The sequence below is a fragment of the Virgibacillus sp. genome (assembly GCF_013393565.1).
Taxonomy (GTDB): Bacteria; Bacillota; Bacilli; order Bacillales; family Amphibacillaceae; genus Virgibacillus; species Virgibacillus dokdonensis.
Genome location: NZ_JABXHF010000048.1, coordinates 1 through 24,179, shown reverse-complemented (window position 1 = coordinate 24,179; position 24,179 = coordinate 1). Strand labels below are relative to the sequence as shown.

22 protein-coding genes are annotated in these 24,179 nt (G+C 37.6%); 8 read left to right on the top strand and 14 right to left on the bottom strand.

Translation table 11 applies throughout. The features are described from left to right. Nucleotides 1-361 precede the first annotated feature (361 nt). Together sdaAB and sdaAA are read left to right on the top strand one after the other, a co-directional pair. Nucleotides 362-1,024, top strand: coding sequence for an L-serine ammonia-lyase, iron-sulfur-dependent subunit beta (sdaAB, locus tag HLX49_RS11190; RefSeq protein WP_077701840.1), 663 nt, complete (start codon nt 362-364; stop codon nt 1,022-1,024). 82 nt (nt 1,025-1,106) lie between these two features. Further along, the gene (gene sdaAA, locus HLX49_RS11185; protein ID WP_077701841.1) at nt 1,107-1,973 is read left to right on the top strand and encodes an L-serine ammonia-lyase, iron-sulfur-dependent, subunit alpha; all 867 of its coding nucleotides are present in this window, start codon (nt 1,107-1,109) and stop codon (nt 1,971-1,973) included. A gap of 429 nt (nt 1,974-2,402) precedes the next feature. Here sdaAA and HLX49_RS11180 read toward each other — a convergent pair whose 3' ends face one another. The 5 genes from HLX49_RS11180 to HLX49_RS11160 all read right to left on the bottom strand — a co-directional run bounded on the left by HLX49_RS11180 (nt 2,403) and on the right by HLX49_RS11160 (nt 7,078). Then, nucleotides 2,403-3,011, bottom strand: coding sequence for a hypothetical protein (locus HLX49_RS11180; protein ID WP_077701842.1), 609 nt, complete (start codon nt 3,009-3,011; stop codon nt 2,403-2,405). A 60-nt stretch (nt 3,012-3,071) separates the two neighbouring features. Next, nucleotides 3,072-3,386, bottom strand: a complete 315-nt coding sequence (locus HLX49_RS11175; protein ID WP_296361935.1) for a PTS sugar transporter subunit IIA — start codon at nt 3,384-3,386, stop codon at nt 3,072-3,074. Nucleotide 3,387: 1 nt separating this feature from the next. Beyond that, nucleotides 3,388-3,693, bottom strand: coding sequence for a PTS sugar transporter subunit IIB (locus HLX49_RS11170; RefSeq protein WP_296361933.1), 306 nt, complete (start codon nt 3,691-3,693; stop codon nt 3,388-3,390). 91 nt (nt 3,694-3,784) lie between these two features. Continuing rightward, entirely contained in the window at nt 3,785-5,740 is a 1,956-nt protein-coding gene (locus HLX49_RS11165; RefSeq protein WP_296361930.1) for a BglG family transcription antiterminator, read from the bottom strand. A gap of 69 nt (nt 5,741-5,809) precedes the next feature. Continuing rightward, complete coding sequence (locus tag HLX49_RS11160) at nt 5,810-7,078, bottom strand: PTS sugar transporter subunit IIC (RefSeq protein WP_206193304.1); 1,269 nt, start codon at nt 7,076-7,078, stop codon at nt 5,810-5,812. 622 nt (nt 7,079-7,700) lie between these two features. On the opposite strand from HLX49_RS11160, the gene HLX49_RS11155 reads away from it, so the two are divergent. Continuing rightward, on the top strand, nt 7,701-7,976 hold the full coding sequence (locus tag HLX49_RS11155; protein WP_077701846.1) for a hypothetical protein: 276 nt from the start codon (nt 7,701-7,703) through the stop codon (nt 7,974-7,976). A gap of 363 nt (nt 7,977-8,339) precedes the next feature. On the opposite strand, the gene HLX49_RS11150 is transcribed toward HLX49_RS11155, so the two are convergent. Then, complete coding sequence (locus HLX49_RS11150) at nt 8,340-8,882, bottom strand: GbsR/MarR family transcriptional regulator (protein WP_077701847.1); 543 nt, start codon at nt 8,880-8,882, stop codon at nt 8,340-8,342. A 275-nt stretch (nt 8,883-9,157) separates the two neighbouring features. On the opposite strand from HLX49_RS11150, the gene HLX49_RS11145 reads away from it, so the two are divergent. From HLX49_RS11145 to HLX49_RS11130, 4 genes are all read left to right on the top strand, one after another. Beyond that, nucleotides 9,158-10,294: a betaine/proline/choline family ABC transporter ATP-binding protein gene (locus HLX49_RS11145; protein WP_077701848.1), complete on the top strand. Its 1,137-nt coding sequence runs from the start codon at nt 9,158-9,160 to the stop codon at nt 10,292-10,294. A gap of 156 nt (nt 10,295-10,450) precedes the next feature. After that, nucleotides 10,451-11,104 carry an ABC transporter permease gene (locus tag HLX49_RS11140; RefSeq protein WP_077701849.1) on the top strand — a complete coding sequence of 218 codons (654 nt, stop codon included), beginning with the start codon at nt 10,451-10,453 and terminating at the stop codon, nt 11,102-11,104. Nucleotides 11,105-11,121: 17 nt separating this feature from the next. Next, nucleotides 11,122-12,039 (top strand): osmoprotectant ABC transporter substrate-binding protein, encoded by a 918-nt coding sequence (locus tag HLX49_RS11135; protein WP_206193303.1) that lies wholly within the window; start codon nt 11,122-11,124, stop codon nt 12,037-12,039. Nucleotides 12,040-12,060: 21 nt separating this feature from the next. Then, nucleotides 12,061-12,699 (top strand): ABC transporter permease, encoded by a 639-nt coding sequence (locus HLX49_RS11130; RefSeq protein ID WP_077701850.1) that lies wholly within the window; start codon nt 12,061-12,063, stop codon nt 12,697-12,699. Between the two features lie 318 nt (nt 12,700-13,017). Here HLX49_RS11130 and HLX49_RS11125 read toward each other — a convergent pair whose 3' ends face one another. Then, nucleotides 13,018-14,316 (bottom strand): MFS transporter, encoded by a 1,299-nt coding sequence (locus HLX49_RS11125; protein ID WP_077701851.1) that lies wholly within the window; start codon nt 14,314-14,316, stop codon nt 13,018-13,020. A 403-nt stretch (nt 14,317-14,719) separates the two neighbouring features. Between HLX49_RS11125 and HLX49_RS11120 the strand changes: the two genes are divergently transcribed. After that, a complete protein-coding gene (locus tag HLX49_RS11120) occupies nt 14,720-15,274 on the top strand; it encodes a helicase (RefSeq protein WP_077701852.1) in 555 nt (184 codons plus the stop codon). 278 nt (nt 15,275-15,552) lie between these two features. Here the strand turns inward: HLX49_RS11120 and HLX49_RS11115 are convergent, their stop codons facing one another. The 7 genes from HLX49_RS11115 to HLX49_RS11085 all read right to left on the bottom strand — a co-directional run. Then, nucleotides 15,553-17,562, bottom strand: a complete 2,010-nt coding sequence (locus HLX49_RS11115) for a methyl-accepting chemotaxis protein (protein ID WP_164085417.1) — start codon at nt 17,560-17,562, stop codon at nt 15,553-15,555. Nucleotides 17,563-17,941: 379 nt separating this feature from the next. Beyond that, nucleotides 17,942-18,430: an arginine repressor gene (locus HLX49_RS11110; RefSeq protein WP_077701854.1), complete on the bottom strand. Its 489-nt coding sequence runs from the start codon at nt 18,428-18,430 to the stop codon at nt 17,942-17,944. 167 nt (nt 18,431-18,597) lie between these two features. Beyond that, complete coding sequence (gene arcC / locus HLX49_RS11105) at nt 18,598-19,539, bottom strand: carbamate kinase (protein WP_296361923.1); 942 nt, start codon at nt 19,537-19,539, stop codon at nt 18,598-18,600. A 33-nt stretch (nt 19,540-19,572) separates the two neighbouring features. Next, on the bottom strand, nt 19,573-21,000 hold the full coding sequence (gene arcD / locus HLX49_RS11100) for an arginine-ornithine antiporter (protein ID WP_296361921.1): 1,428 nt from the start codon (nt 20,998-21,000) through the stop codon (nt 19,573-19,575). A gap of 47 nt (nt 21,001-21,047) precedes the next feature. Further along, complete coding sequence (gene argF, locus HLX49_RS11095) at nt 21,048-22,064, bottom strand: ornithine carbamoyltransferase (RefSeq protein WP_296361919.1); 1,017 nt, start codon at nt 22,062-22,064, stop codon at nt 21,048-21,050. 136 nt (nt 22,065-22,200) lie between these two features. Beyond that, nucleotides 22,201-23,433, bottom strand: a complete 1,233-nt coding sequence (gene arcA, locus HLX49_RS11090) for an arginine deiminase (RefSeq protein ID WP_101933189.1) — start codon at nt 23,431-23,433, stop codon at nt 22,201-22,203. A gap of 378 nt (nt 23,434-23,811) precedes the next feature. After that, nucleotides 23,812-24,179 (bottom strand): DALR anticodon-binding domain-containing protein (locus HLX49_RS11085; RefSeq protein ID WP_296361915.1); only part of this gene is annotated, 368 nt, incomplete at its 5' end.

Below are 24,179 nucleotides of genomic sequence, written 5' to 3'. Positions count from 1 at the left end.
TAGCAGCGTAGCGAATAGAATTAATCAACTGAGATAAAGGAATCATGCCAACTAAAACAGGGGGATGTCGACGCCCTCCGGCAAGCCCGTTTTTAGTCGGCGTTCCTATTAGGGACGAACCGATGATGACTTATCGTAAACGATTTCGTGAAGTCGCCTAGTTGTTGGGAAATGGAGTCGGACATGGCTGTTCTGTTATGTCATTATCCACTAGCACCTCACTTTATACTTCTTATCATTCTAAAAACTTAGCTTATAGACTCTGAAAGCTTTCGTTTTGTTTTTTTCTACCGTGCAAGTAAAATCCATAAAGTTTCCTAATAGAAGTACTTCAAACAATTTTTTAAGGTGGTGACCACGTATGAAATACAATTCTGTTTTCGATATTATTGGTCCTGTTATGATCGGACCTTCCAGTTCCCATACTGCTGGTGCAGCGAGAATTGGTAAAGCAGCTAGAAATTTATTAGGAGCTGAACCGACCTGGGCCAAAATTCATTTGTATGAATCATTTGCTAAAACGCATAAAGGTCATGGCACAGATTTCGCTTTAGTGGGAGGTTTGCTTGGCTTTGAAACAGATGACCCACGTATGAATCAATCGTTAGAAATGGCAAAAGAACGCAATTTTTCCATTGATTTTATTGAAGATACAGCAGCTGTAGACCACCCTAATACAGCCCGATTAATCGTTGGTAATGATCAAAACCAAGTCGAGTTAGTCGGCATATCCATTGGTGGTGGCAAAGTCGAAATTACGGAATTAAATGGTTTTAAGCTACGTTTATCTGGCAACCATCCTGCACTTTTAATTATGCACAATGACCGTTTTGGCGCGATCGCTTCCGTAACAACTATCCTAGCCAAATATGAAATAAACATTGGTCACATGGAAGTAAATCGAAAAGATGTTGGCGATGCTGCCTTAATGGTTATTGAAGTGGATCAAAATATAAAAGATACGATTTTGGATGAGTTACGCCAAGCACCACATATTACAACTGTTTGTACAATTATTAGTTGATTTATGATTCAATATTACAAAAAAACAGGAACAATATAATGCTTGTTCATTATACCCCTGTCAAGCAGAAAGGAGTTTGTCTATGTTTCGAACAGTAGCCGAACTTGTGGAAATCGCCGAAAAAGAGAATATATTACTATCAGAAGTCATGATCCAACAAGAAATGGATGTAAAAGAAAAATCACGTGAAGAAGTAATAGGAGATATGGAAAAAAATCTCGATGTAATGGAAAAAGCCATTGAAGAAAGTTTACAAGGTGTGAAATCCGTTACTGGCTTAACAGGAGGAGACGCCGTCCTAATTCAAAATTATATGCAAGAGAAAACACCTTTATCCGGTCACCTCCTTTTAGATGGAGTGAGTAAGGCAATGGGAACAAATGAAGTAAATGCGGCAATGGGAACGATTTGCGCAACCCCAACTGCAGGGAGCGCCGGATGTGTTCCAGGGACATTATTTGCGGTAAAAAATCAATTACATCCAACACGTGAGCAAATGATTCGCTATTTATTTACCGCTGGCGCATTTGGCTTTGTCGTAGCAAATAATGCATTTATTTCAGGGGCTGCAGGAGGGTGCCAAGCAGAAGTAGGGTCAGCTGGCGCTATGGCTTCGGCTGCTATTGTGGAAATGGCTGGTGGAACCCCGCAGCAATCCGCAGAAGCATTTGCCATGACATTAAAAAACATGCTCGGACTCGTTTGTGATCCCGTAGCAGGCCTTGTAGAAGTTCCTTGTGTAAAACGAAATGCTGGTGGCTCCGCACTTGCCATTGTATCTGCAGACATGGCATTAGCTGGCGTTACAAGCAGAATACCTTGTGATGAAGTGATTGGAGCTATGTATCGAATTGGAAAAACAATGCCTTCTGCTTTACGAGAAACAGGAGAAGGTGGACTTGCGGATACTCCGACAGGACGCTGGTTGAAGGAAAGGATATTTGGTTAGAGGTGCATAGCTAAGCAGTGGTTGACCTACTATTCTATAGTATGTTTGGCTATATTATGAATTATCATGTGCTTAAGCTGGGAGGATTTACAAACGATCATTAATTTGTTTCTGCATGGTGTTTACAAAAGCGGAAGCGACCGGTTAGCAACATAGCGATTGGAACGAATCAACGAAAGTTTTAGGAATCATGCCACTAAAACAGGGGGGATGCCGACGCCCTTCGGCAAGCCCGTTTTTAGTCGCTCTCCTCTTATTCACGAACCAATGGACTTAGCTTAGGGCGATTCGTGAAATCGCCTAGTTGCTGGACGCTGGAGCCAGACATGGCTTATTCGGTTATGTCATTATACAGAAGCCGCTAACTTTATCCTTTGTTATCGTACAGAAAAAAGGCTGAACCTCTGCTTAGAGATGCAGCCTTTTTGATTAAAATTGGTCTTGGCTATAAACAAATGCATTTGGCACAGCATTTTTTGGATCATATGTTTCAAGAATTTTACCGTAACGCTCACGATAATCATTGTCTACTTTCATTTGTGGGATAACCTTGGTTCCTTCTTCAAAGAAATGTTTTGAACCACGTCCCATTTCTTTTCCTCGTTTTGTATGCTTATCCAATGCTACGTCCATAATTTCTGGCTTTTGTCCCATTGCAAAACCTTTAATAATAATATTTTTTAAAAAGTCACTCGATCTATCTTTCGTGCTTTCGCATAAAATACGGATGGCATGAATAAAGTACATCGGCTGATCGCCATCACTGTATGGGAAATTTTTACGCATTTCATTTAAGTTTTGCACGTGAATAGCAGCATCCAAGTTACCAAAACCAATATCTTCTACAGAAATGGTTAATAATCTTCTCCACATTCTATCGAGTAATTGCGGGGAGCTAATATATAATTCATAAGCATATGCACAAGCTTCCTCTACCATCGCTCTGCGGATGGATTTTTGTAAAGATGAAACAACTTCATCCACCTGTAAATTATTTCTTGTTTTCGTTTCTGCCCATACATTATAGGTTGCACTCATGTCTATTTATCTCCTTCATTATATAATCTATTTATCTTATCAGTTTAATAGGGTTTTAACTTATTTTGCCTGATAAATTCCCATTAATTCTTGCACTAATATTTTTATCGTTTCCGCATTCATAAGCTGATCTTCAGCATGCACGAGTAGTAACGTTACTTGTGGCTCCAATTCTTTCATTTCATCAGATAATGCAGAGGCATGCACATGATGCGCCTCAGCAAATACATCGGAACCTTCTTGTAATTTTTTTTGCGCTTCTTCTACATTACCTTTTTTCGCATCTTCTAAAGCCATTAAATAATTCGATTTAGCAAGCCCTGCACAGGTAATAATTTTCATTGCTATTTCTGATAACCGCTCTACTTTGGACATATCATGCTTTCCCTTCCTCATCCATTTTGAAAGCTTGTTTCAATGCCTCTTCACCATTTGCCATGGCATAAGTCCGTGGTTCTACAGCAGCAACCGGAATGCCCAAAGTTGCTTTAATAGAGTCAACCGCATAGATAATTTGTGGGCCTACTAAACAAATATCCCATTTTCCTTTTTCTTCGTTAATGGCATTATTTGATCTTGCTTCTACAACTACATCCAAATTTTGTGCAGCTGCAGCCTTTTTCATTTTATCTACTAAAATCGAGCTGGACATTCCAGCATTACATACCAATAATATGTTCATTTCGTTCTCTCCTTTTAGAAAAACTTAGAATTTATGGAAAAAGATTGCTTTTTTCCTCTACTATAATCTACTACAAAATAAATACAAAACGTTACTCTATATAATGTTTGTTAAAAAACGATGTCGATAAGGCGATAATTTTCTCTAAAAATACTTCTTTTCCATCTGCATCTAATAAACTGGCGATAGAGTCCTGATCTAAAGCTAATTGCTGCATAAAGTGAAACAACGTGCTTACATCATCATCCATTTTATTTTCAATGGCTAGCAAAAACACCATTTTAATTTTTTCTCCTTTATGCAAGAGAGGCTTTTTCAGCACCGCTACATGAACGGTTGTTTTATTGGCAAATGAAGACAATGGGTGTGGGATCATAAAATGCTTCCCAATCGTTGTTGGATAATTTTCCTCACGTTGGATAACATCCTTTACATACCCTTCTAAATCTTGAATGCGGTGATGTCTTTTTAATTTCTGCGCCATATTTTTAATTAGCTCGTCAAACGTCCACTGTTCTTCCTCATAGATATCAACAAATTCTTCGCTGAACATGCGTAATATCAGCTTTTCATATCGATTACTATTTTTGATTTTGTGTATTTTATTTGTAAGTGAATAATAATCACTGCGCTCAGGAATTCGCTCAATAACATGGCAAGGGATAGCTTGATTAAGATTTAAAATATTCGTCGTAATAATTAAATCCACTTGATGACTTTCCACATAGCTGTCTAATGCGATCAATGGCAAGCATGCAACTACCTCCAAATGATTCCTGAAGTTGCTAGTGAGCCAATTTTGAATAATATCATTAATCCCCATACTCGTATCACTAATAACAATCGTCTTCAAACGGTTATTATTTTTTCGTAAAAATATTTCAATATAAATCGCAATATAAGAGATTTCATCATCTGCTAAATACTTCTCTTGATAACGATATACAATATGAACAATTAACATTGCTACTTCATACGAAAATGGATAACGTTTTTTTATATCATTAATGATTGGATTGGATAATTCATAATTCGTATCTAAACGGCGGAGCATATATTCCATATGCACTTTCAGATTTTCCATCGTTTCTACGCTTTCTTTTAAATCGATACTATATTTATCCAATACTTCTCTACGAAATTCATTTAAAATGGTTAGTGCTGTTATACTAATATTTTCTTCTAACGAACTCGAGCTTGTTGGAATTTTAAGCGACCAAAAAAACCGATTGAGACTCGTTTTATCTTTTTCCTTTATATCTATGCCTGATTTCACCAATTCCTGTAATAAAGAACTGACATTTCCATTAAAATAGGACTGTACATCAGACTTTATTGTAAATCCAAATCGATTCCTTAACACCGTAAGATAAATAGCGCCAACCATCATTTCAAACGATTTATCATCTATAATGAGCTTCTGGGAGGCTAAATAATTTTTCATTTTTATCGTTAATAAATCAAACTCTTTTTGATCAAAGTGACCATTTACTAACAGGTTGACATCTGTTAAATAATCGGGCTTGTCCGATAAAATAAGCCCCTTTAAGATTTTAAACAATAAATACCTAATTTCTTCCTCTGTGACAGAAAAATAAATTTGATTATGCTGGATTTCCATTGGCTGTATTTTATACTTTGTTTCCAAAAGTTGTCTTATTTTGCTTAAGTCCTTAAAAATCGTTTGTTCGGACACGTAGAGCTCATCCGCTAATTGAAAGCAATCCTGGTCTTTTAAAAACAGCACCTTCCCTAAAATAACATATAAACGTTGTTCCTGATTTTGAAATCCTTGACGCTGTATGTTGGTGGTAGGATTCATAAAAGCTGTTAAAGTCTGTATATTTGCAGGCAAAAGATAATAGCCTTTTTTATTCGAAGACAAAATGCGCAACGATTCATGAATTAGCGTTTTATTGATGGAGGCAATATCGTTTCTTACGGTTCTTGTGGATACATTTAATTTATCAGCTAATTTCGCGCCAAAAATACCATTTGGATTTTTTAAAATCAACTCAATGATTTCCTTTTGTCGTTCCGTAAACATCGATATCACCTGCTTATTATCTTTATTTTACTAAGGTTTCCTAATGAACACGCATTTATAAAGCGACACTTAAACTGTTTTTTCGCTCTCTTTTTTTATTTCGTTTGCTTCCATTGCTTTAAAGAATGGCAAATAGATAAGCGTCATTAAAATTAAACTAAGGAAAACAAATACAACTGCTCGCCAATCCAATGTCATGAGGAAGGCTCCTACCCCAGGCGGTAAAAACCCTGGTGGGTTGGCAATTGGCATACCCATTAGACCAGATGTCATACCAAAATAAGTTAATGTCGTAACAATAAGTGGACCAAAGACAAAAGGAATAAACATAAATGGATTTAGTATGATTGGAGCGCCAAAGATAAGTGGCTCGTTAATTCCAAATAACGAAGGAATAATGGACACTTTACCGATCGCATTTAAGTTTTTCGCTCTTGAACGCATCATAAGTAATACGAGCCCTAATGTAAGTCCAGAACCGGACACTTGTAATATGTTATAGTATAACCCAAATGTAAAGATATGGGTTACATCAGCACCTGCTGCGTAGTTGGCAATATTTTCCGCTTGGTATGTGATCGCAAATGGCGCCCATACAGCAGAAGTAATGGCTGGACCGTGTAAACCAAAAAACCAAAGAAATTGCGTTAGAAATATAACAATTAATAAGGATGGCAAGCTATCCATGGAACTGATTGCTGGTGCTAGCACATTCATAATTACTTGCGGAAAGGCAACCTCTCCTAAACTCGTTGATAAAATAGCTATGATAGAACCAAGTAGAATATTAACAATCATTGGGAATAAATTACTAAAGCTGTCTCCTACCATTTGTGGTACGCTGTCTGGCAATCGAACAACCATTTTTTTCTTAATCATAAAGCGAGTCACTTCAACGCTTAAAATAGCAGATATAATACTAACGAATAACCCTTGTGCTCCTAAATAAGTCATATCAAGTCCATTTTCCGTAACAACACCGCTCAGAATCACATGTGTAATTACAGCTGTAATCCCATATTGTGCGGAATGCATCCCATATTTCTTCGCCAAGGAATCAGCAATAAAGAATGCTGCATAAACGGATAACAAACCATTTGTAAACTTATCTGGATACGTTAATTTATCAATATGGTTAGCAAAAAACTCATGAATAGGGCCGCTTTGGAATACGTTCATAAATGCAATCGGCAATATAAAAAACGAACCTATGATGATAATTGGAACAATTGCAATCATTCCGTCTTTTATTGCTTGTAAATGCTTCTGTTGCTCCACTTTATTCGCAATCGGCATCAGCCATTTCATTAAAGTGGACTGAAGTTTTGAGCTGTTCATAGTGACCTCCTGTTTGTGAAGTATTTTTCTTGCTTGCTATAGCTTAACTATAATTGAAAACGTTTTTTACCAGCAAATAAACATTTTCCGCCATGCTAGGAAACAGCATGACAGGTAGGAGCAAAGACGAGTCAAGTATGAATGGTTACAGAAACTTTGCTTAAACTATAAACCTCAAAACAACAGATGCTACCCTAAGGTAAAAAAACAACCACCTTATTATTTCCACTTCGTCTTTTAACATACATTGTCATATTAAAACGCTATGCAAAGACAGTTTTTTAGAAAAACTTGGCTGTCGCCAAGTCTAATAGTGACAGCCTTTGTTTTTCTTATACTATAATCCTTAAAATTTTATACTTTCCTATAGTGGAACATAGTCTCAGGGCGCCCGTTTAGCAACGTAGTGACGGGAACGAATCAACGAAAGATTTTAGAAATCATACCCCTAAAACAGGGGTATGCCGACGTTGATTTGCGCCTATGAATTGCACGTTGATTCGCTCGCGATTTTCCTAAAACAAACAAAACAATTTTTTCTGTGACTTCAAGTAAAACCTCTTGCATAGCTTTCAAAACCTATTTTGGAATAACAAAAGAATGTGTAAATGAGGTGATAACAATGAGTCGCACCTTTGACCGTAATCGCGAAATGTTACACAAATTAATTGATGACCTTCCAGAAGATAAATTACCAAAAGCTACAGATATATTTGAAAAAATAATCGGCGAAGAAACTGTGAGCGATGAAGACAAAAAAGAATTGGATATCGCACGAAAAGAAATTGCAAATGGAGAATCTTATTCATTTGACGAAGTGTTTGGGAAGTTGGAAAAGGTAATGTACGATATTATTTTCTCCTGTGGTAGATTTTCCAAACCACTGCTTTCGCTGTAGCATTTGTTAGTTAAAAGGTGAAAAATTCAAAGACAAACAAGCTATTTTTTTGCAAAAAAATAGAGATTTGATATTGTGTGTGCTAACATGCGATTAACTCATTAAGAGGGTTTTTCTTTTTTTACATTTCTCCTAGATTTAGTTTTCGCTTTTGTAGATTAAGCCCCCACCACGTTGTTATACACAAGCCACTAACATCTATACTTTCCTATAGTGCAATAAAAAAACAGACCTATTCGTATATTAGAACAGACCTGTTTTTCGTAACACTACATATTCTACATAACACCTATGTATTTCATGTCTATCATTCATACATTCTAAGCTATGCCATCGTTTTTCGAAAACGTTTAAGCAACAGACTCATTTATCCTCGGCTTTTGGCACATGCTTAAAAATCTCACCAGACTCAAAAAATTCAATAAGACGACTTATCCAATCCAAGTAATCGAGCGAACCTTTAATTTCTACTAATAAATTATCCAATTGTGCTTCTAATTCTGCGTTAAGCACACCTTCCTCACGCAAATGCAACAATTTTTTATATAAGCTATGTTCATGCAATCTACTTTTACTAATAGTTTTCCGCCAATTTGCTGTAAACAAAGCAATAAACGTTTGATAATAATCGTTTTCTACTTTTACTAAATCCTTGCGAACACCTTTCATAAACACTTTTTCTGCGAGGTTTAATTCAATCATTTCTCGAACAACCTGGCTCATCCGCATTTTACTCATTCCCATAGCTTCAGACAATTGCTCAAGCGTCATCGGATCCCTATTTAACGAAATAATACCAAATACACGTCCAACTGTCTTGGAAACTCCAAATGTATACACATTATCTGCTATCTTTTCAACAACTTGATTCTCTAACTTTTCAATTTGATTTTCCAAGTTTTCCATACCATTTTTCTCCTTGAACAATTTGTATATAACAGTAAATATACCACAGTTTATTTTAAAAACAAAAAGGCAAATGAGTAGTTAATATTAGAAAAATGAAGCATTTCTAAGAATAAGCTTATATAAAATGAATAAAATATATTTTTTATATATGTTATAATATATATAAGGATATATGCTGTTTTCTTTTTAATATTCCTTATTTTATAATAAGTTCAAGTAGCGACGATGAGCTTAGCAAATTATTTTGACAAAAATAAAGGGGGTGCTTTGTTTTGCTTCGATTAGAACATGTATCAAAAATATTTGAAGACGGAACAAAAGCAGTCGATGACATTAACTTAGAAATAGGTAGTGGAGAGTTTGTTGTTTTTATCGGCCCAAGCGGCTGCGGAAAAACAACCACCATGAAGATGATTAATCGCTTAATTGAAACGACAGAAGGTAACATTTTTATTGAACAAGAAAATATTAAAGACAAAGACGTTGTCGAACTAAGACGTTCGATCGGCTATGTGATACAACAAATTGGCTTATTTCCTCATATGACGATCGCAGAAAACATTTCACTTGTCCCAAAATTACTTCACTGGCCGGAGGATAAGCGTCGTGCACGTGCAGAAGAATTACTACAGCTCGTAAATATGGATAAAGCTTACTTAGATAAATATCCGAATGAACTAAGTGGTGGTCAACAGCAACGAATCGGTGTCCAACGTGCTCTCGCCGCTGACCCACCACTTATTTTAATGGACGAACCTTTTGGAGCACTCGATCCAATCACTCGTGATAGTTTACAAGAAGAATTTAAAAAGCTGCAACAATCCTTAGGAAAAACAATCGTATTTGTTACGCATGATATGGATGAAGCCATTAAACTAGCAGATCGTATCGTCATTATGCGCCAAGGAAAAATTGTTCAGGTAGGATCACCAGAAGAAATTCTTAGTCAGCCGGCGAATGCGTTCGTCGAAGAATTCATTGGAAAACACCGCCTCATTGAATCTAGACCAACATTACAGACCGTACAACAAATTATGAACGAAAACCCAATTTCCATTAATGAAGAGCAAACCATTTCTGAAGCTATCCGACTAATGAAAGATCATAAAGTTGACTCCTTGCTCGTCATCGATGAAAAACGTGTACTGCAAGGGATGATTGACATCGAAATGATTGAACAAAACAGAAAAAAACAAGGAAATGTGAAAGATATCATGGAAACTTCCATCTATAAGGTAGAACAGCATGCGCTTTTACGTGATACAGTTCACAAAATTTTACGTAATGGTTTCCGCTATGTACCTGTGGTAGATAGGGAAAACAAGCTAATCGGGATTGTAACGCGAGCCAGCTTAGCAAATATTGTCTATGATTCTATCTGGGGAAACAGTGAAAGCATTTCTGTGTAAAGAGCTCATGTAGTGGACAAAATGTCGTTCTCTATTCTTAAAACAGGCAAAGTTAGAACAACTTGTTTTTTGCCAAATCTCTATGGCGATGAAATGCCGCCGATCTGCTTAGCTATCGTATAAATCCATTCTCCCATTTACAAAGGAAGTGATAACGTGGAGACATTGCAAACATTTTTTGCGGAATACGGAAATCAATTGTTATTTAAAACGTGGGAACATCTATATATTTCTCTCATCTCGATATCTTTAGGAATCTTCGTTGCTGTTCCACTAGGAGTGGCATTAACACGTATTCCTAAAGTAGCGGACAAAATCATGTCCCTGGTAGGTATTATTCAAACATTCCCTACTTTAGCGATATTAGCCTTCTTCATCCCACTTTTAGGAATAGGAAAAGTGCCTGCTATCGTTGCCTTATTTTTCTACTCTCTCCTCCCTATTCTTCGTAATACGTACACAGGTGTTTATAGCGTAAGTGACAATATTATTGAAGCCGGCCGAGGAATGGGCATGACAAGCTGGGAACGAATACGCATGGTGGAATTACCACTAGCAGTCCCTGTAATCATGGCAGGCATTCGCGTATCTACCGTCTACTTAATCGGTTGGGCAACGCTCGCCTCTTATATTGGTGCAGGAGGTTTAGGTGACTTTATTTTTGATGGTCTGAATTTATTTAAAACCGAATTCATTTTGGCAGGAGCGATTCCGACGACCTTGCTCGCTTTAATAATTGATTATGTATTAGGTCGACTAGAAGCACGTCTAACCCCTACAGGACTTAGAAATCCATCGGAAGCTGCATAGAAAGGAGGTTACGTACATTGTTGCATGTTAGAAAGATACTCATCATCTTGACAATCACTTTACTACTACTAAGTGGTTGCTCGTTACCAGGTCTAAGCGGCTCTTCCAAAGATACATTAAAAATTGGCACCTTAAACACGTCTGAATCGATGACTGTTGGATACATTATTAAACAATTAATTGAACATAAAACCGATTATCATGCAGAGATCATTGGAAATATGGGATCATCCATTGTCCAGCACCAAGCACTTGAACAAGGAGAAGTCGATATAACAGGAACGAGGTATACAGGTACTGACTTACCTGGCGCTTTACAAATGGAACTGATTACTGATCCAGATAAAGCTTTGAAAGTAGTACAAAGGGAGTTTAAGGAACGTTTTGACCAAACTTGGTTCGATCCTTATGGTTTTGAAAACTCGTATGCATTTACCGTTACAAGTGAACTAGCTAAAGAAAAAAGTTTAGAAAAAGTTTCCGATGTGGAACCGTATGCTGCTGATTTACGTCTTGGAGTGGATAATTCTTGGTTAAACCGTGAAGGGGACGGTTACCAAGGGTTTATTGATACGTATGGGTTTGAATTTGGCAAAGCATATCCGATGCAAATTGGACTAGTCTATCAAGCGGTTGATAGTGGCAATATGGATGTCGTTCTTGCCTATACAACAGACGGGCGAATTGAAGAATTTAATCTTGTCAACTTAGAAGATGATAAAGATTTCTTCCCACCTTACGACGCTTCACCTGTAGCAAGAAACGATATATTGGAAAAGTACCCTGAAGTACGTGATATCTTGGAATCTTTAGCTGGAAAAATTGATGAAGAAACAATGCGTCATATGAACTATGAGGCAGATGTAAAAATGAAAGAACCTTATGTTGTCGCAAAAGAATTTTTAGAAGAGCATCATTACTTTGAACATGAATAAGGAAGGAAAGTAGGTGATTTTTTGGAAACGTTAGTGGAGTTATGGAACTATTATGCACAAAATTATGCTTATGTATGGGAAGAATTTTATCGACATTTTCTCATGTCTGCTTATGGAGTGTTATTTGCAGCTATTGTCGCTATTCCTGTAGGCATTTTCATCGCCAGAAAAGCCCATTTAAGTAAGTGGATATTTTCATTTACAAATGTTATTCAAACCATTCCAGCATTAGCAATGCTAGCAGTGTTAATGTTGGTATTAGGGTTAGGCCCAAACACCGTTGTCGCTGCATTATTTTTATATTCCCTACTTCCAATTGTTCGTAACACATATACAGGAATCCGCAATGTTGATCAAGCATTAATCGAATCAGGGAGAGGAATGGGGATGACAAAGTTGCAATTATTACGAATGGTTGAATTCCCCTTAGCTCTTTCCGTCATCATGGCTGGGCTTCGAACAGCACTCGTAATTAGCATTAGTATCGCTACGATTGGTGCTTTTATTGGAGGTGGCGGTTTAGGAGCAATCATCATCCGAGGCACGAACGTATCCGATGGAACAGCCATTATTTTAGCTGGGGCCATTCCGACAGCACTCATGGCGGTCGTTGCTGACTTGGGCTTGGGGTGGATTGAAAAACGACTGATGCCGCGGTAAGATGAGTTTTCGTCGTGAGGTTTTAGATTAGTAAACAATATAAAGTGAATCTTCAATGAGTGGAGGTTTTCTCTCTTCTTTCACTGATTGTTAGTAGCTCAAGGGTATGATTTAAACGCCTCTTACAAAAAAGGGGATTTAGGTGCTGTTATACTCCCGCTTAAATTTGTCCAGATCAAATCTACAAATTCTTGAAGTGGCAGTCTTACAGCACCTTATATCACGGATAAACTCAGAAAAAAATAGAGAGAGAGGAATGATTTATTTAGAAAAATACAGCAGAAGATGTTGCTATCTATAGAACCACGCTGTCAACAATCATGCAGACAGCGTGGATTCTTCCCTTCTTTTTTGTTTTAATCGTGCCCAATATACGATCGGTATTAACATAAGCGCGACAGATGTACCGATAAAACCCAACATCGCATAGCTTGAATAAGCAACGATAACACCTGATACAACACTTCCGAATGAACCACCAAGTGCTACCCAAACATCAATGGACCCTTGTGTTTTCGCTCGATGATGAATCGTTGTGGAATCAATAATAATGGATGTTCCACTGATAACCCCGAAGTTCCAACCAAGACCTAATAGAACAAGAGCGATCGTTAAACCAATGAATGAATCACCAGGGACAAAAGCGGCCAAAACTCCAGATATAGCTAACGTAATTGCTGTGGCGACCGCCATGGCATTTCTACCAATCCGATCTACTAACGCTCCTGTACCAAGTGATGGCAAATACATCGCCGCGATATGAAGACCAATCACCATTCCAATTGCTGTTAAGCCGCCACCGTGATTTTGCATATGAACGGGTGTCATTGTCATAACCGCCACCATGACAACTTGAGATAACACTAGGAGCATTGCCCCAGCAAATATCCCAACGCGACTTACTTTTTGTGCTGGAATAGATTCTACAGATTCAGTATGCTTTTGCTTTGCTTCATAAGCGGCTAGAGCCCTTGCAATGATTAAAGGGTCTGGTCGCATGAACAAGAAAATCGTTAGCCCAGCTAACAAATAGGCTACGGCAGCAAGAATAAATGGACCAGCTAATGGGTGCATCCCGATAGCCTTAGCCACTTCTCCCATTGGTGTAACTAAATTAGGACCAGCCACAGCGCCAAATGTCGTGGCAACCATAGCAATACTAACAGATTTAGCCCGTTGTTTTTCAGAAGCGAGGTCCGTACCCGCATAACGAGCCATTAAGTTCGTCGCTGTACCTGCACCATACACAAAAAGAGATATAAATAACAACAGTACACTATTCATGTTCGCAGCTACTATGACGCCAATAGCGCCAACACCCCCGGAAATAAATCCAAAGGTCAACCCATGACGACGTCCTAAACGTTGTGTCAAACGCCCTACAAGATATGCAGCTAGTGCAGAACCAAGTGTAAATAAAGCTGCCGGTACCCCTGCAAAACTTTCTGTTCCTAGCATATCTTGAGCTAGCAGTGCTCCAACAGTAATACCAGCAGCTAATCCTGCACCGCCAAAAATTTGCGATAGTAAAACAATCCATAAAGATCGTTTATACAGCTTTTGCCTTTCTTCCTGTGACTCCATATAATGTTGAATCATTTTCTTATCTTCTTTCATTGCCCTTCCCTCCTCTTAAATCCGAATAAGATAAGCTTATACTATAATAGAACTAATTAGCGTTCACACCAAAAAAGCTATGTAGTTAAGCTCATCACTATATACAGTTTCAACAACCCACCATTACCATATTTATATTTGCAACACAGATATTTTTAAGTAGAGTACTATTTGTTAAAAACCATATCGGTTCATCCACCCTATAAATACCTACCAAGGTATTATACAAGACGATTTACCTTAATGCTATCTATCTGTTTAAGAATATGTAATTACAACTATACAGATGCTTATGGTTTAATGATAGAATGATAACATTAAACCATAGGCAACGGACTGAAAATTCAATATTCCCTTGTTCCATTTTTTACTTCACAACCCAAAATAGAGGAGTGAATGATAAATGAATATAAAAGGTAAACAAGTATACCCTAATTGCCCAACTATTCATAGAGCTTTAGTAATTGGTGGGATGACTAAAACCCAGCTTATTCAAAAATTGCAACAAAGCACCATCGCATTAAACGAATATGCACAACAACTGTTCGCTAGTGATATATTTACAACTTCTCATACAAAATATACGGTACACACCGTACAATTAACCGTACGTGACCTTGGTTACGCTAAAGGAGCTACTACGCATGAGCTGTTTAAACGAGCGAGCGACCTCGGTTTAAAATTATGCCCTCTTGAATTAGCGGTCTACCTCAGACTGGAATACGTAAATCAGCCAGAATATAGCTTGAATAATAGTTCAAAACGCCATCAAGCTCCATCTGGCTCCATTACAATAGCATCGGAAATACGAACAGAGGACGATCATTTCCCTAAAGGGTTCTACCTAAGACGAATTAACGACGTATTATGGCTTCGAGGTTACCTTGCTGATCACTTGCACGTATGGAACCCAGGCGACCACTTTATTTTTTGCCAAACAACTTTTAGAAAAACTTAGCTATCATGACGATAGCCATAATTTTTCTGATGCTATAAACCCTATAGAGCAATGCATTCCCTCTGTAAACTAGGAATAAAATTGCTTTTTTCAAAACATTAAATGGGGGGGATAAATTTTAGTCAACCTATCCTATTTGATGTTTCTTATCCGCTATACACAAATATTCTTCCCTAATCCATATAGATTCTCATTGTTAACAAGTATGAAACTAACTGCTACATCAAATAAATTACTACCATCGATATGAGGCTTCCTTCACGTTATCAATGATCTCTCTAAAATGTAAACTTCGTCATCAACTGATGAAGCTTGTCTGCTAACTTCTCCATTTTTTCCGAATTACGAACAATCTCTTCCATAGAACTACTTGTTTCTTCTGTAGTCGCAGATATTTCTTCTACCCCAGCAGCAGCCTGTTCTGCACTAGAAGCAACCTCCTCAATCGAACGATTCATATCTTGGCTTGACGCTGTCATATCACGGAGATGATTGGAGATGTTTGTAATATGCTCTCCCATTTTAGCAATAGATGTGTTAATTTGTACAAATGTTTCTAACGTCGTTTGAATTTGGCTTGCCCCCACTTCTACCTCTTGGTACCCCGTTTGTAAAGATGTCGTTACGTTCATCGATTCTTGTTGAATATTGCCTACAATTTCCGTAATATCCGTTACAGATGTTGCCACTTCTTCTGCAAGCTTTCTTATCTCCGTGGCTACTACGGCAAAGCCTTGTCCATGTTCCCCTGCACGAGCAGCTTCTATAGAAGCATTCAAAGCTAATAAATTCGTTTGATCTGCAATATCATGAACGATCGTAATTAATTCACTAATCTGTTTTGACTGCTGATCAAGACCTCTCACTTTTTCAACCGCCTCATGAACAATATGATAAATGGTATCCATTTGTTCCTTCGATGCTTGCATTCGCCTGCTTCCTTCATCTGTTAAGTTTTGAACTTTTTTAGAGTTCGTCTCCGTCAGCTCCCCTTTTTCATTCACATCTTTCATTTTCGTGTCAAATTCACCCATCCCATGAGCTAACTGATTCGCACTATGAGCTTGCGTCTCTGAACCTGCAGCAAGTTCCTCCATCGTTGCAGCAATTTGATCTGTACCAGCATGTACTTCATTCGCAAATTGCGTTAGGTCTTCACTATGATGACGAACCGCCTCGGAAGCTGTCTGCATTTCATCCAGTAAATGGCGCATATTTTCCCCCATCTTATTAGAAGCGCGAACGAGTTGCCCTGTTTCATCTGCTGAATTTGAGATTAATGGTGGGTCGCTCAAGTCACCAGCAGCAATCTTATTCATGCGATACATAACAGATTTAATCGGTTTTGTTATTCGATTCGTAATGAGCAAGGAGAGAATGACACCGATAATAATAACGATAATTAAAGCAACAACAATAGGTATAATGACACTTTTGGCTTTACTGGCAAATTCCGCTTGATCTACTGTTCCACCAATAATCCAGCCAGTAGTTGGATTTGTAGCAAAGCTGATCACTTTCTCTTCGTCATTTACTTCGTATTCCAAAGATCCTTGCTTTTGCGTATTTGTTAACTTTTCAAACAAAATCTCATCCATTTGCTGTCCTACTTTTTCTTCCTCTGGATGAACAATATAATGCCCTGCTTGGTCAAGTACCATTGCATAACCCGTTTCTCCTATACTCACCTGTTTTACCATATCCATTAACGTATTGATCGTTACATCAACAGCAAATACACCCTGCAACTTCTGATTATCATAATAAGCCCTTGCTGCTGTCAACACCGTTTTTCCTGTACCTTCATCCACATAAGGACGCGTCCAAATCGTCTCTCCATCTGCTTTTACAGCCTGTTGATACCAAGGTCTTTCTTTCGGGTTGTAGTTTTCATCTAAATCACCTGTAGGATCAATCATATCCCCTGTCTTTTCATCACCTGCGTATATAAACGCAATCGAAGCATGAGCATCTTTAGTCTCTTGTAAACGTGATATTAATTCCGCATGATTTTCTTGTTTATACTCCAACAGTAAGCTATTAACAGTATACTGTTGGATAATATTGTCTGTATTACTAAAAAACATGTCAAATGTTTCGCTCATACTTTTCATTTGGCTTTCTGAACTATTTGTCAGTTCATTCACCATCATTTTAATGGTAAAATTATAACTAATAAGTGCAACTGTTCCACCTGCAAATAGAATGAGCAGTGTAAAAGGAATAAGTAATTTTGTTTTTATTGATTTTTGTTTAAAAATATGTCGGTTATTTTTGTTAGTGATCATATTTACTCCCCTAACAGTTATAAATGATAATACTTGCATGAAGTAACTGGATTTCCAATATTAGAAAAACTTAGCTTATCATTTTACTTACACTATAATCCTTAAAACTTACACTTTCTTAGTGCTAAAAATTCGCTTTTAATTAACAAAACCAAGAAAGTTCGAAGGTAAATCCAGTCACAAGGGGGTTCAAGATAGAGCGGCTCTTTCATTGGCAGCTCATTATTAGTAACCTTTGGAAACATAGCTTATCACCGATGAAAGCCGTTGTCTTACATCTTCTATAAAGAATATAATTTATACTCCCTAAAGTCCTCTTAGGAAACAGCGTATTTACATGATAGACTTATCCAATACATAGCATCCATTCTGGTAAAAACTAGAATTCTTCTAAATTTGTCGTTGTACGGAAATTTATGGAGTTAAATCGATGTTTTATGTTATTCGCCTCCATTTTCGTTCGGCAAAGCAATAAACAGTTGTCGTCTCCGCTAATAACACCAGCAACCTCTTTCCAATGAAGGCACTCGATGAAATAACCAATCGCTTTAGCATTGCCTGGTTCTGACTTTACAATAACAAAGTTACCTGAAACATGAACAGATCGTATCGTATCAGAAAATAATTCCTGCATTTTTTTTATCGGATGATTCGTATGTTTATTAACATTGCCAAAAAAGCAATACACGTTATCCCCATTAGGAAAACGCTTTTTACCTATCTCCATTTCTTTTAAATCTTTAGAGAGTGTGGACTTCGCTACATGATAACCAGCATCGGATAACCGTTTGCGTAAATCTGCTTGTGTTCCAATATCATTTGTCATAATAAGTTCCCTTATTTTTCGTTGACGCTTTTGCTTATTCATACTAGTTTCCTCCTGGAATACGTGAGAGAATCTGTAAACATGTAAATACGTGTTTATCACTCATTTTCATGACGTTTCACAAAGCCTAAAGATAGTCCATTTTGGCATATCATTAGGGAAGAATACATCCAAAATTATTTACAAATTACGATTCTCTCTCATTCTTCCTATGCTTTAACCATCGTTCCGGCACGCCCTTCTATCGCTTCTAATGCTTTATTTAGTGACGTAATAATACATTTCCTTCCTAGTTTTGATTCAGCAAACGCGATGGCAGCTCTTACTTTAGGAAGCATACTACCCACAGCAAACTGTCCTTCTTCAGCAAACCTTTTCAGTTCTTCTACCCCTACTTCATGAAGCGCTTGTTGCTGTGGAGAATTATAATTCGTATATACATGCTCGACTTCAGTTAAAATTATTAAAGTGTCTGCTTGAATGAGTTCTGCTAATGTCTCGGAGGCAAAATCTTTATCGATGACTGCTTCCAAGCCAAAAATTTTATTGTCTTGTCGATATACTGGAACACCTCCACCTCCTGTGCTAATAACAACAGTATCGTTATTCACCATTGATTTAATGACCGCATGCTCTAAGATGCTTACAGGCTGTGGGGAAGGGACAACTTTCCGAAAGCCTCGTCCAGCATCCTCACGAAATTGTACATCATCTGTTTGCATTTGTTTTTTAGCTTCCTCTTCGGAGTAAAAAGGACCAATAGGCTTTGTTGGATGACGAAAAGCTTCATCAGTAGGATCTACTTCTACACGTGTAACAATAGAAGCAACCTCTTTATCCAATCCTTCTTTCTGCAATTGTTCATCTAACGCATTTTCCAACCAATAACCAAGCATTCCCTGACTCATTGCCCCACATGTATCTAAGGGCATGGCAGGTGTTTGTTCACTATCTGACTGTATTTGCTGTAATAATATATTGCCAACTTGAGGACCATTTCCATGGGTAATGGCTACTTGGTAACCTTGTTTTATAATCTTAATTAATTGTTCTGCTGTTTGGTTTAATGCTTGCTGTTGCGCTATAGCAGTGGCACTTCCAGATTGAATCGCATTTCCACCAAGCGCAATAACAATACGTTTACTTGTCATAATCCCACTCCTTTTGATAGAATTTTCCGCCGTTTAAACATTTATTTTTCCAGTCATTAATCCCGCTAGTGCGATAACACCTAAGATAACAATGATAAACATGAACATTCTTTCTATTTTTGTATCTTGTTTTTGAATATTATTTTCTTTTAATGCCCATTTATAAAGAATAATGCCTGGTGCATACAGCAACATTGTTAACAATAAATAATCGATTCCAGCTGCATATACAAGCCATATTGCATAAATACTTGCAATGACACCGACGATTTTTTCCTTTTTACGTTTCTTCACTGATTGATACGTTTCGCCCGTTAAAGTCAGTTTTACTTGATAGAATGCAGACAGCATATACGGAATTAAAATCGCTGAAGATGCTAGTGAAAAAGTAAAGTTATAAGCCGTTTCTGAAAATAAAAGTGTAATTAAAAATAGCTGTACGAGACCATTTGTTAGCCATAAAGAGTTAACAGGTGCTTTATTTTTATTTTCTTTGGCTAACCATTTTGGAAACACTTTATCTTTTGCAGTGACATAAGGCAATTCAGCCGCAAACATCGTCCATCCTAGCCATGCTCCCATAACAGAAATGATTAGCCCGAGGTTAATAACAATGGCTCCCCATTTTCCGACAATTTCTTCCATCACGTAAGCCATAGCTGGGTTAGGTAATGCGGCTAACTCCTCTCTAGGCATAATTCCTAAGGAGAGTAAAGAAATTAAAATATAAATAAGCAAGACACTGATCAAACCAATGACAGTTGCTTTTCCTACATCAGATCGATTTTTCGCCCGCCCGGACATAACAACTGCGCCTTCAATACCAATAAACACCCATAATGTTACAAGCATCGTACTTTTCACTTGTTCTGAAACAGATCCCCACGAAAACCCTTCACTTCCCCAAAACTCAAATGTAAAAGTATCCCATTTGAATCCAATAATTGCAATGATAAGAAACAGGAATATTGGGATTACTTTTGCAATCGTAGCAATTGTGTTAATAAATGCAGCAGAGTTTATCCCTCGCAATACCAGGTAGTGCACGAGCCATAAAACAACTGATGCTCCTAGTATACTGGCTATATTTTGCCCTCCTTCAAATACCGGGATAAAATAACCAATGGAGGAGAATACCAACGTCGCATAGGCTACGTTACCTAACCAAGCGGATAGCCAATACCCCCAGGCACTATTAAAACCTAAAAACGTGCCAAACCCATCTTTCGCATAGCTGTATATACCACTGTCAAGTTCGGGTTTTCTCATTGTTAAATTTTGAAAGACAAAAGCAAGTGCTATAATCCCAATTCCAGTTATAATCCAGCCGATAATGACAGCACCAGCATTGGCTCCAAGCGCAATATCTCCCGCTAAGTTAAATGCGCCTCCACCGACCATGGAACCAACTACAAGCGCAATCAACGCAACGAGACTTAGCCTTTTATCGTCTTCACCCATTTTATTCACCTTCTTTTAAAGAGTAGGGAGAAAAACGTTTCTCCCTCTTAGCTTTTTACACTTCCGTTTGTCGCAGCCATCACAGCTTTAATCGTGTGCAACCTATTTTCTGCTTCTTCAAATACAAAGGAATTTTCACTTTGAAAGACCTCATCTGTTACTTCCATTTCTTTAAGACCAAACTTTTCATAAATTTCTCTACCTACTTCCGTCTCTAAATCATGAAAGCTTGGTAAGCAGTGCAAAAACATCACTTGCTTATTCCCTGTTTTGTCGAGCATTTTTTTATTTACTTGATAAGGAGACAGTAATTCTATTCGTTCTTTAAATTGGTCTTCTTCTCCCATAGACACCCAGACATCTGTATAAATCACGTCAGCTCCCGAAACTGCTTCATCAATGTTCGACGTAACTGTTATTTTGCCACCAGACTCTTTAGACACTTCTTTGGCATAAACAATGACGTCTTGTTCAGGAAACAAACTTTCAGGTGAACAAATGCGTACATCCATACCGACTTTTGCACCACCAATTAGCAAGCTATTTCCCATATTGTTTCTGCCATCACCAACATAGACCAGTTTTACGCCTTTAAGATGACCAATATTTTCTTTAATTGTTAATAAATCAGCAAGAATTTGCGTCGGATGAAATTGGTTCGTTAAACCATTCCAAACTGGTACGCACGAATGTTCGGCTAGACCATTAACTGTGCTTTGTTCATATCCTCGAAATTGGATACCATCAAACATTCTTCCTAGCACAATAGCTGTATCACGAACAGACTCTTTCTTACCAAATTGAATATCATTCTTTCCAAGGTATTCTGGATGGGCTCCTAGGTCGATACAAGCAACCGTAAAAGCACATCGCGTTCTCGTTGACGGTTTTTCAAATAATAAAGCAATATTTTGCCCCTCCATGTAGCGATGCGTGATGCCAGCTTTTTTCTTTTCTTTAAGATCGCTAGCAAGATCAAGCAAATAGTGAATTTCTTCTGTTATAAAATCTTTTAATGTTAAAAAATGTCTACCTGTTAATTGATTTGTTAAAGTTGTCCCCATATTTCTTCCTCCTCGTAGTTGGGTAGAAGAAGGTAAATGGATAAGATGTTCCTTCTTCTATCCACATTCATTTGATCAAAATCTCACAAAATCTGTTTCTTCCTTATTCTTTTTTCTCCTACTATTAGAAACTGAATTAAATATCTTTACGAACAAGTGGCATACTCATACAACGCGGACCGCCACGCCCTCTAGATAATTCAGAACTGATAACCTCTATGACTTCGATTCCATGGTCGCGAAGTAGTTTATTGGAAACATAGTTTCGGTCATATGTGACAACGACGCCTGGTGCAATCGCCAATGTGTTAGACCCATCGTTCCATTGTTCTCTTGGTGCAGCAATAACATCTCCACCACCACATGGAATTAACGTTACTTCCTTCAGACCTAGCGCCTCTTTCAGCGCCTCCATTAAATTCGTTTTGTGGGTAATCTTGACTGTATCTTCATCTCTTCCTTTTTCGAGAATATAAATATTCATTTCACCTTTTTTATTCTGGATTTCTGGATGAATGGTGAATTTATCGTAATCCACCATAGTGAAAACAGTGTCTAAATGCATGAACGCCCTAGATTTTGGTATTTCAACAGCAACTACTCGTTTCATATCTGCTTGTCGTTTAAACAGGTTGACCGCTAACCGTTCAATAGATTTTGCCGCTGTTCTAGCACTAATTCCAATAGCAACGGTATCCTTACTTAACACAAGCTCATCGCCGCCTTCAATTGGATGCGGGTAGTCTCTGTCTAACCAGATTGGAATATCATATTGCGCATATCTTGGGTGATAATGAATAATGTAGCTCATAAATAAGGATTCTCGCCTTCTTGCAACTTCTCGCATCGTATTAATGGTTAAACCATTGCCAATCGTTGCTGCTGGATCCCGCGTAAAGTATAGATTTGGCATTGGGTCTAAATAAAATGGATAGTGGTCATCTAATAGCTCATACAAATGCGTCTTTTTCTCTAAAGAAATTTCCGATTTCCTAACTCCAGCCATTATCTTTTTTACCATTGCTTCTGTTTCAAACGATAATAAATAATCAGCAATTTGTTGGGAAGAACCATTCATACTCAAATTGGATTCCTTAAGCACATCTGCTACAAATTGCTTTTTTAAGTCATCTGTATGAAGTGCTTCTGTCAATAAAGTAGTAAGGTACAACACTTCTATTCCCCGATTTCGTAATGCCTGGGCAAAATAATCATGTTCTTTTTGAATAAGAGGTAGATATGGAATGTCATCAAATAGCAAATGTTGTAAATACTCGGGAGTTAAATTTTCGACTTCCTCTCCTGGACGATGTAATAAAACCGTTTGTAATTCTCCAATTTCTGACGTAACATGTAATGGATGTTTCAATTCAATGACCTCCTAAAATAAATGTTTTATCTTTCACTATCTATCTTAATTTCCTTTCGTTTTCCCTGATGCGTAAGCGGTTACAGGATAATTATGAAATTTTTCTCTACCTCTCTGGCAAATATCGACATTTTTTGTATGAGATAACCACACGCTAAATGTGAATTTATTCACATTTAGCGTGTGGTTATCTTGTTCTTACACCCTCTCGTTCGTTCTGTAGATGAGATGGCGAGCGTTTTTCGTGCTAGGGAGAGCGAATTCCGCTCGAACACAAGCGATCCATTTCTAGCTCCTCGTTTTGCTTCTACATATTTTTACAATACAAATAGCCGAACAATTATCTTATGATTGTTCGGCTTCTATTTATATAACGTTTTACATTTTTTCTGGTGCATGTACACCAACCATACGAAGCGCATTACCAAGCGTTATTTTAACTGCTTCTAGCAACGCTAGCCTTGCTTTCGTTACTTCTAACTGACTTTCATCTAACACTTTCTCTGCATTATAGAAACTGTGCAATTGAGAAGCTACATCAAATGCATACTGGGTTATTTTATGCGGAATTCGTTTCTCCGCAGCATCCAACACCAGTTGCGGAAATGTAGCTAATAGTTTTAACAAGTTTATTTCACTCGTTTGTTTTAATAAAGAACTGTCATACTTTTCATAAGCATAACCATTTGTTTCTGCCTTATCTAATAACGTACAAATTCGTGCATGCGCATATTGTACATAATAAA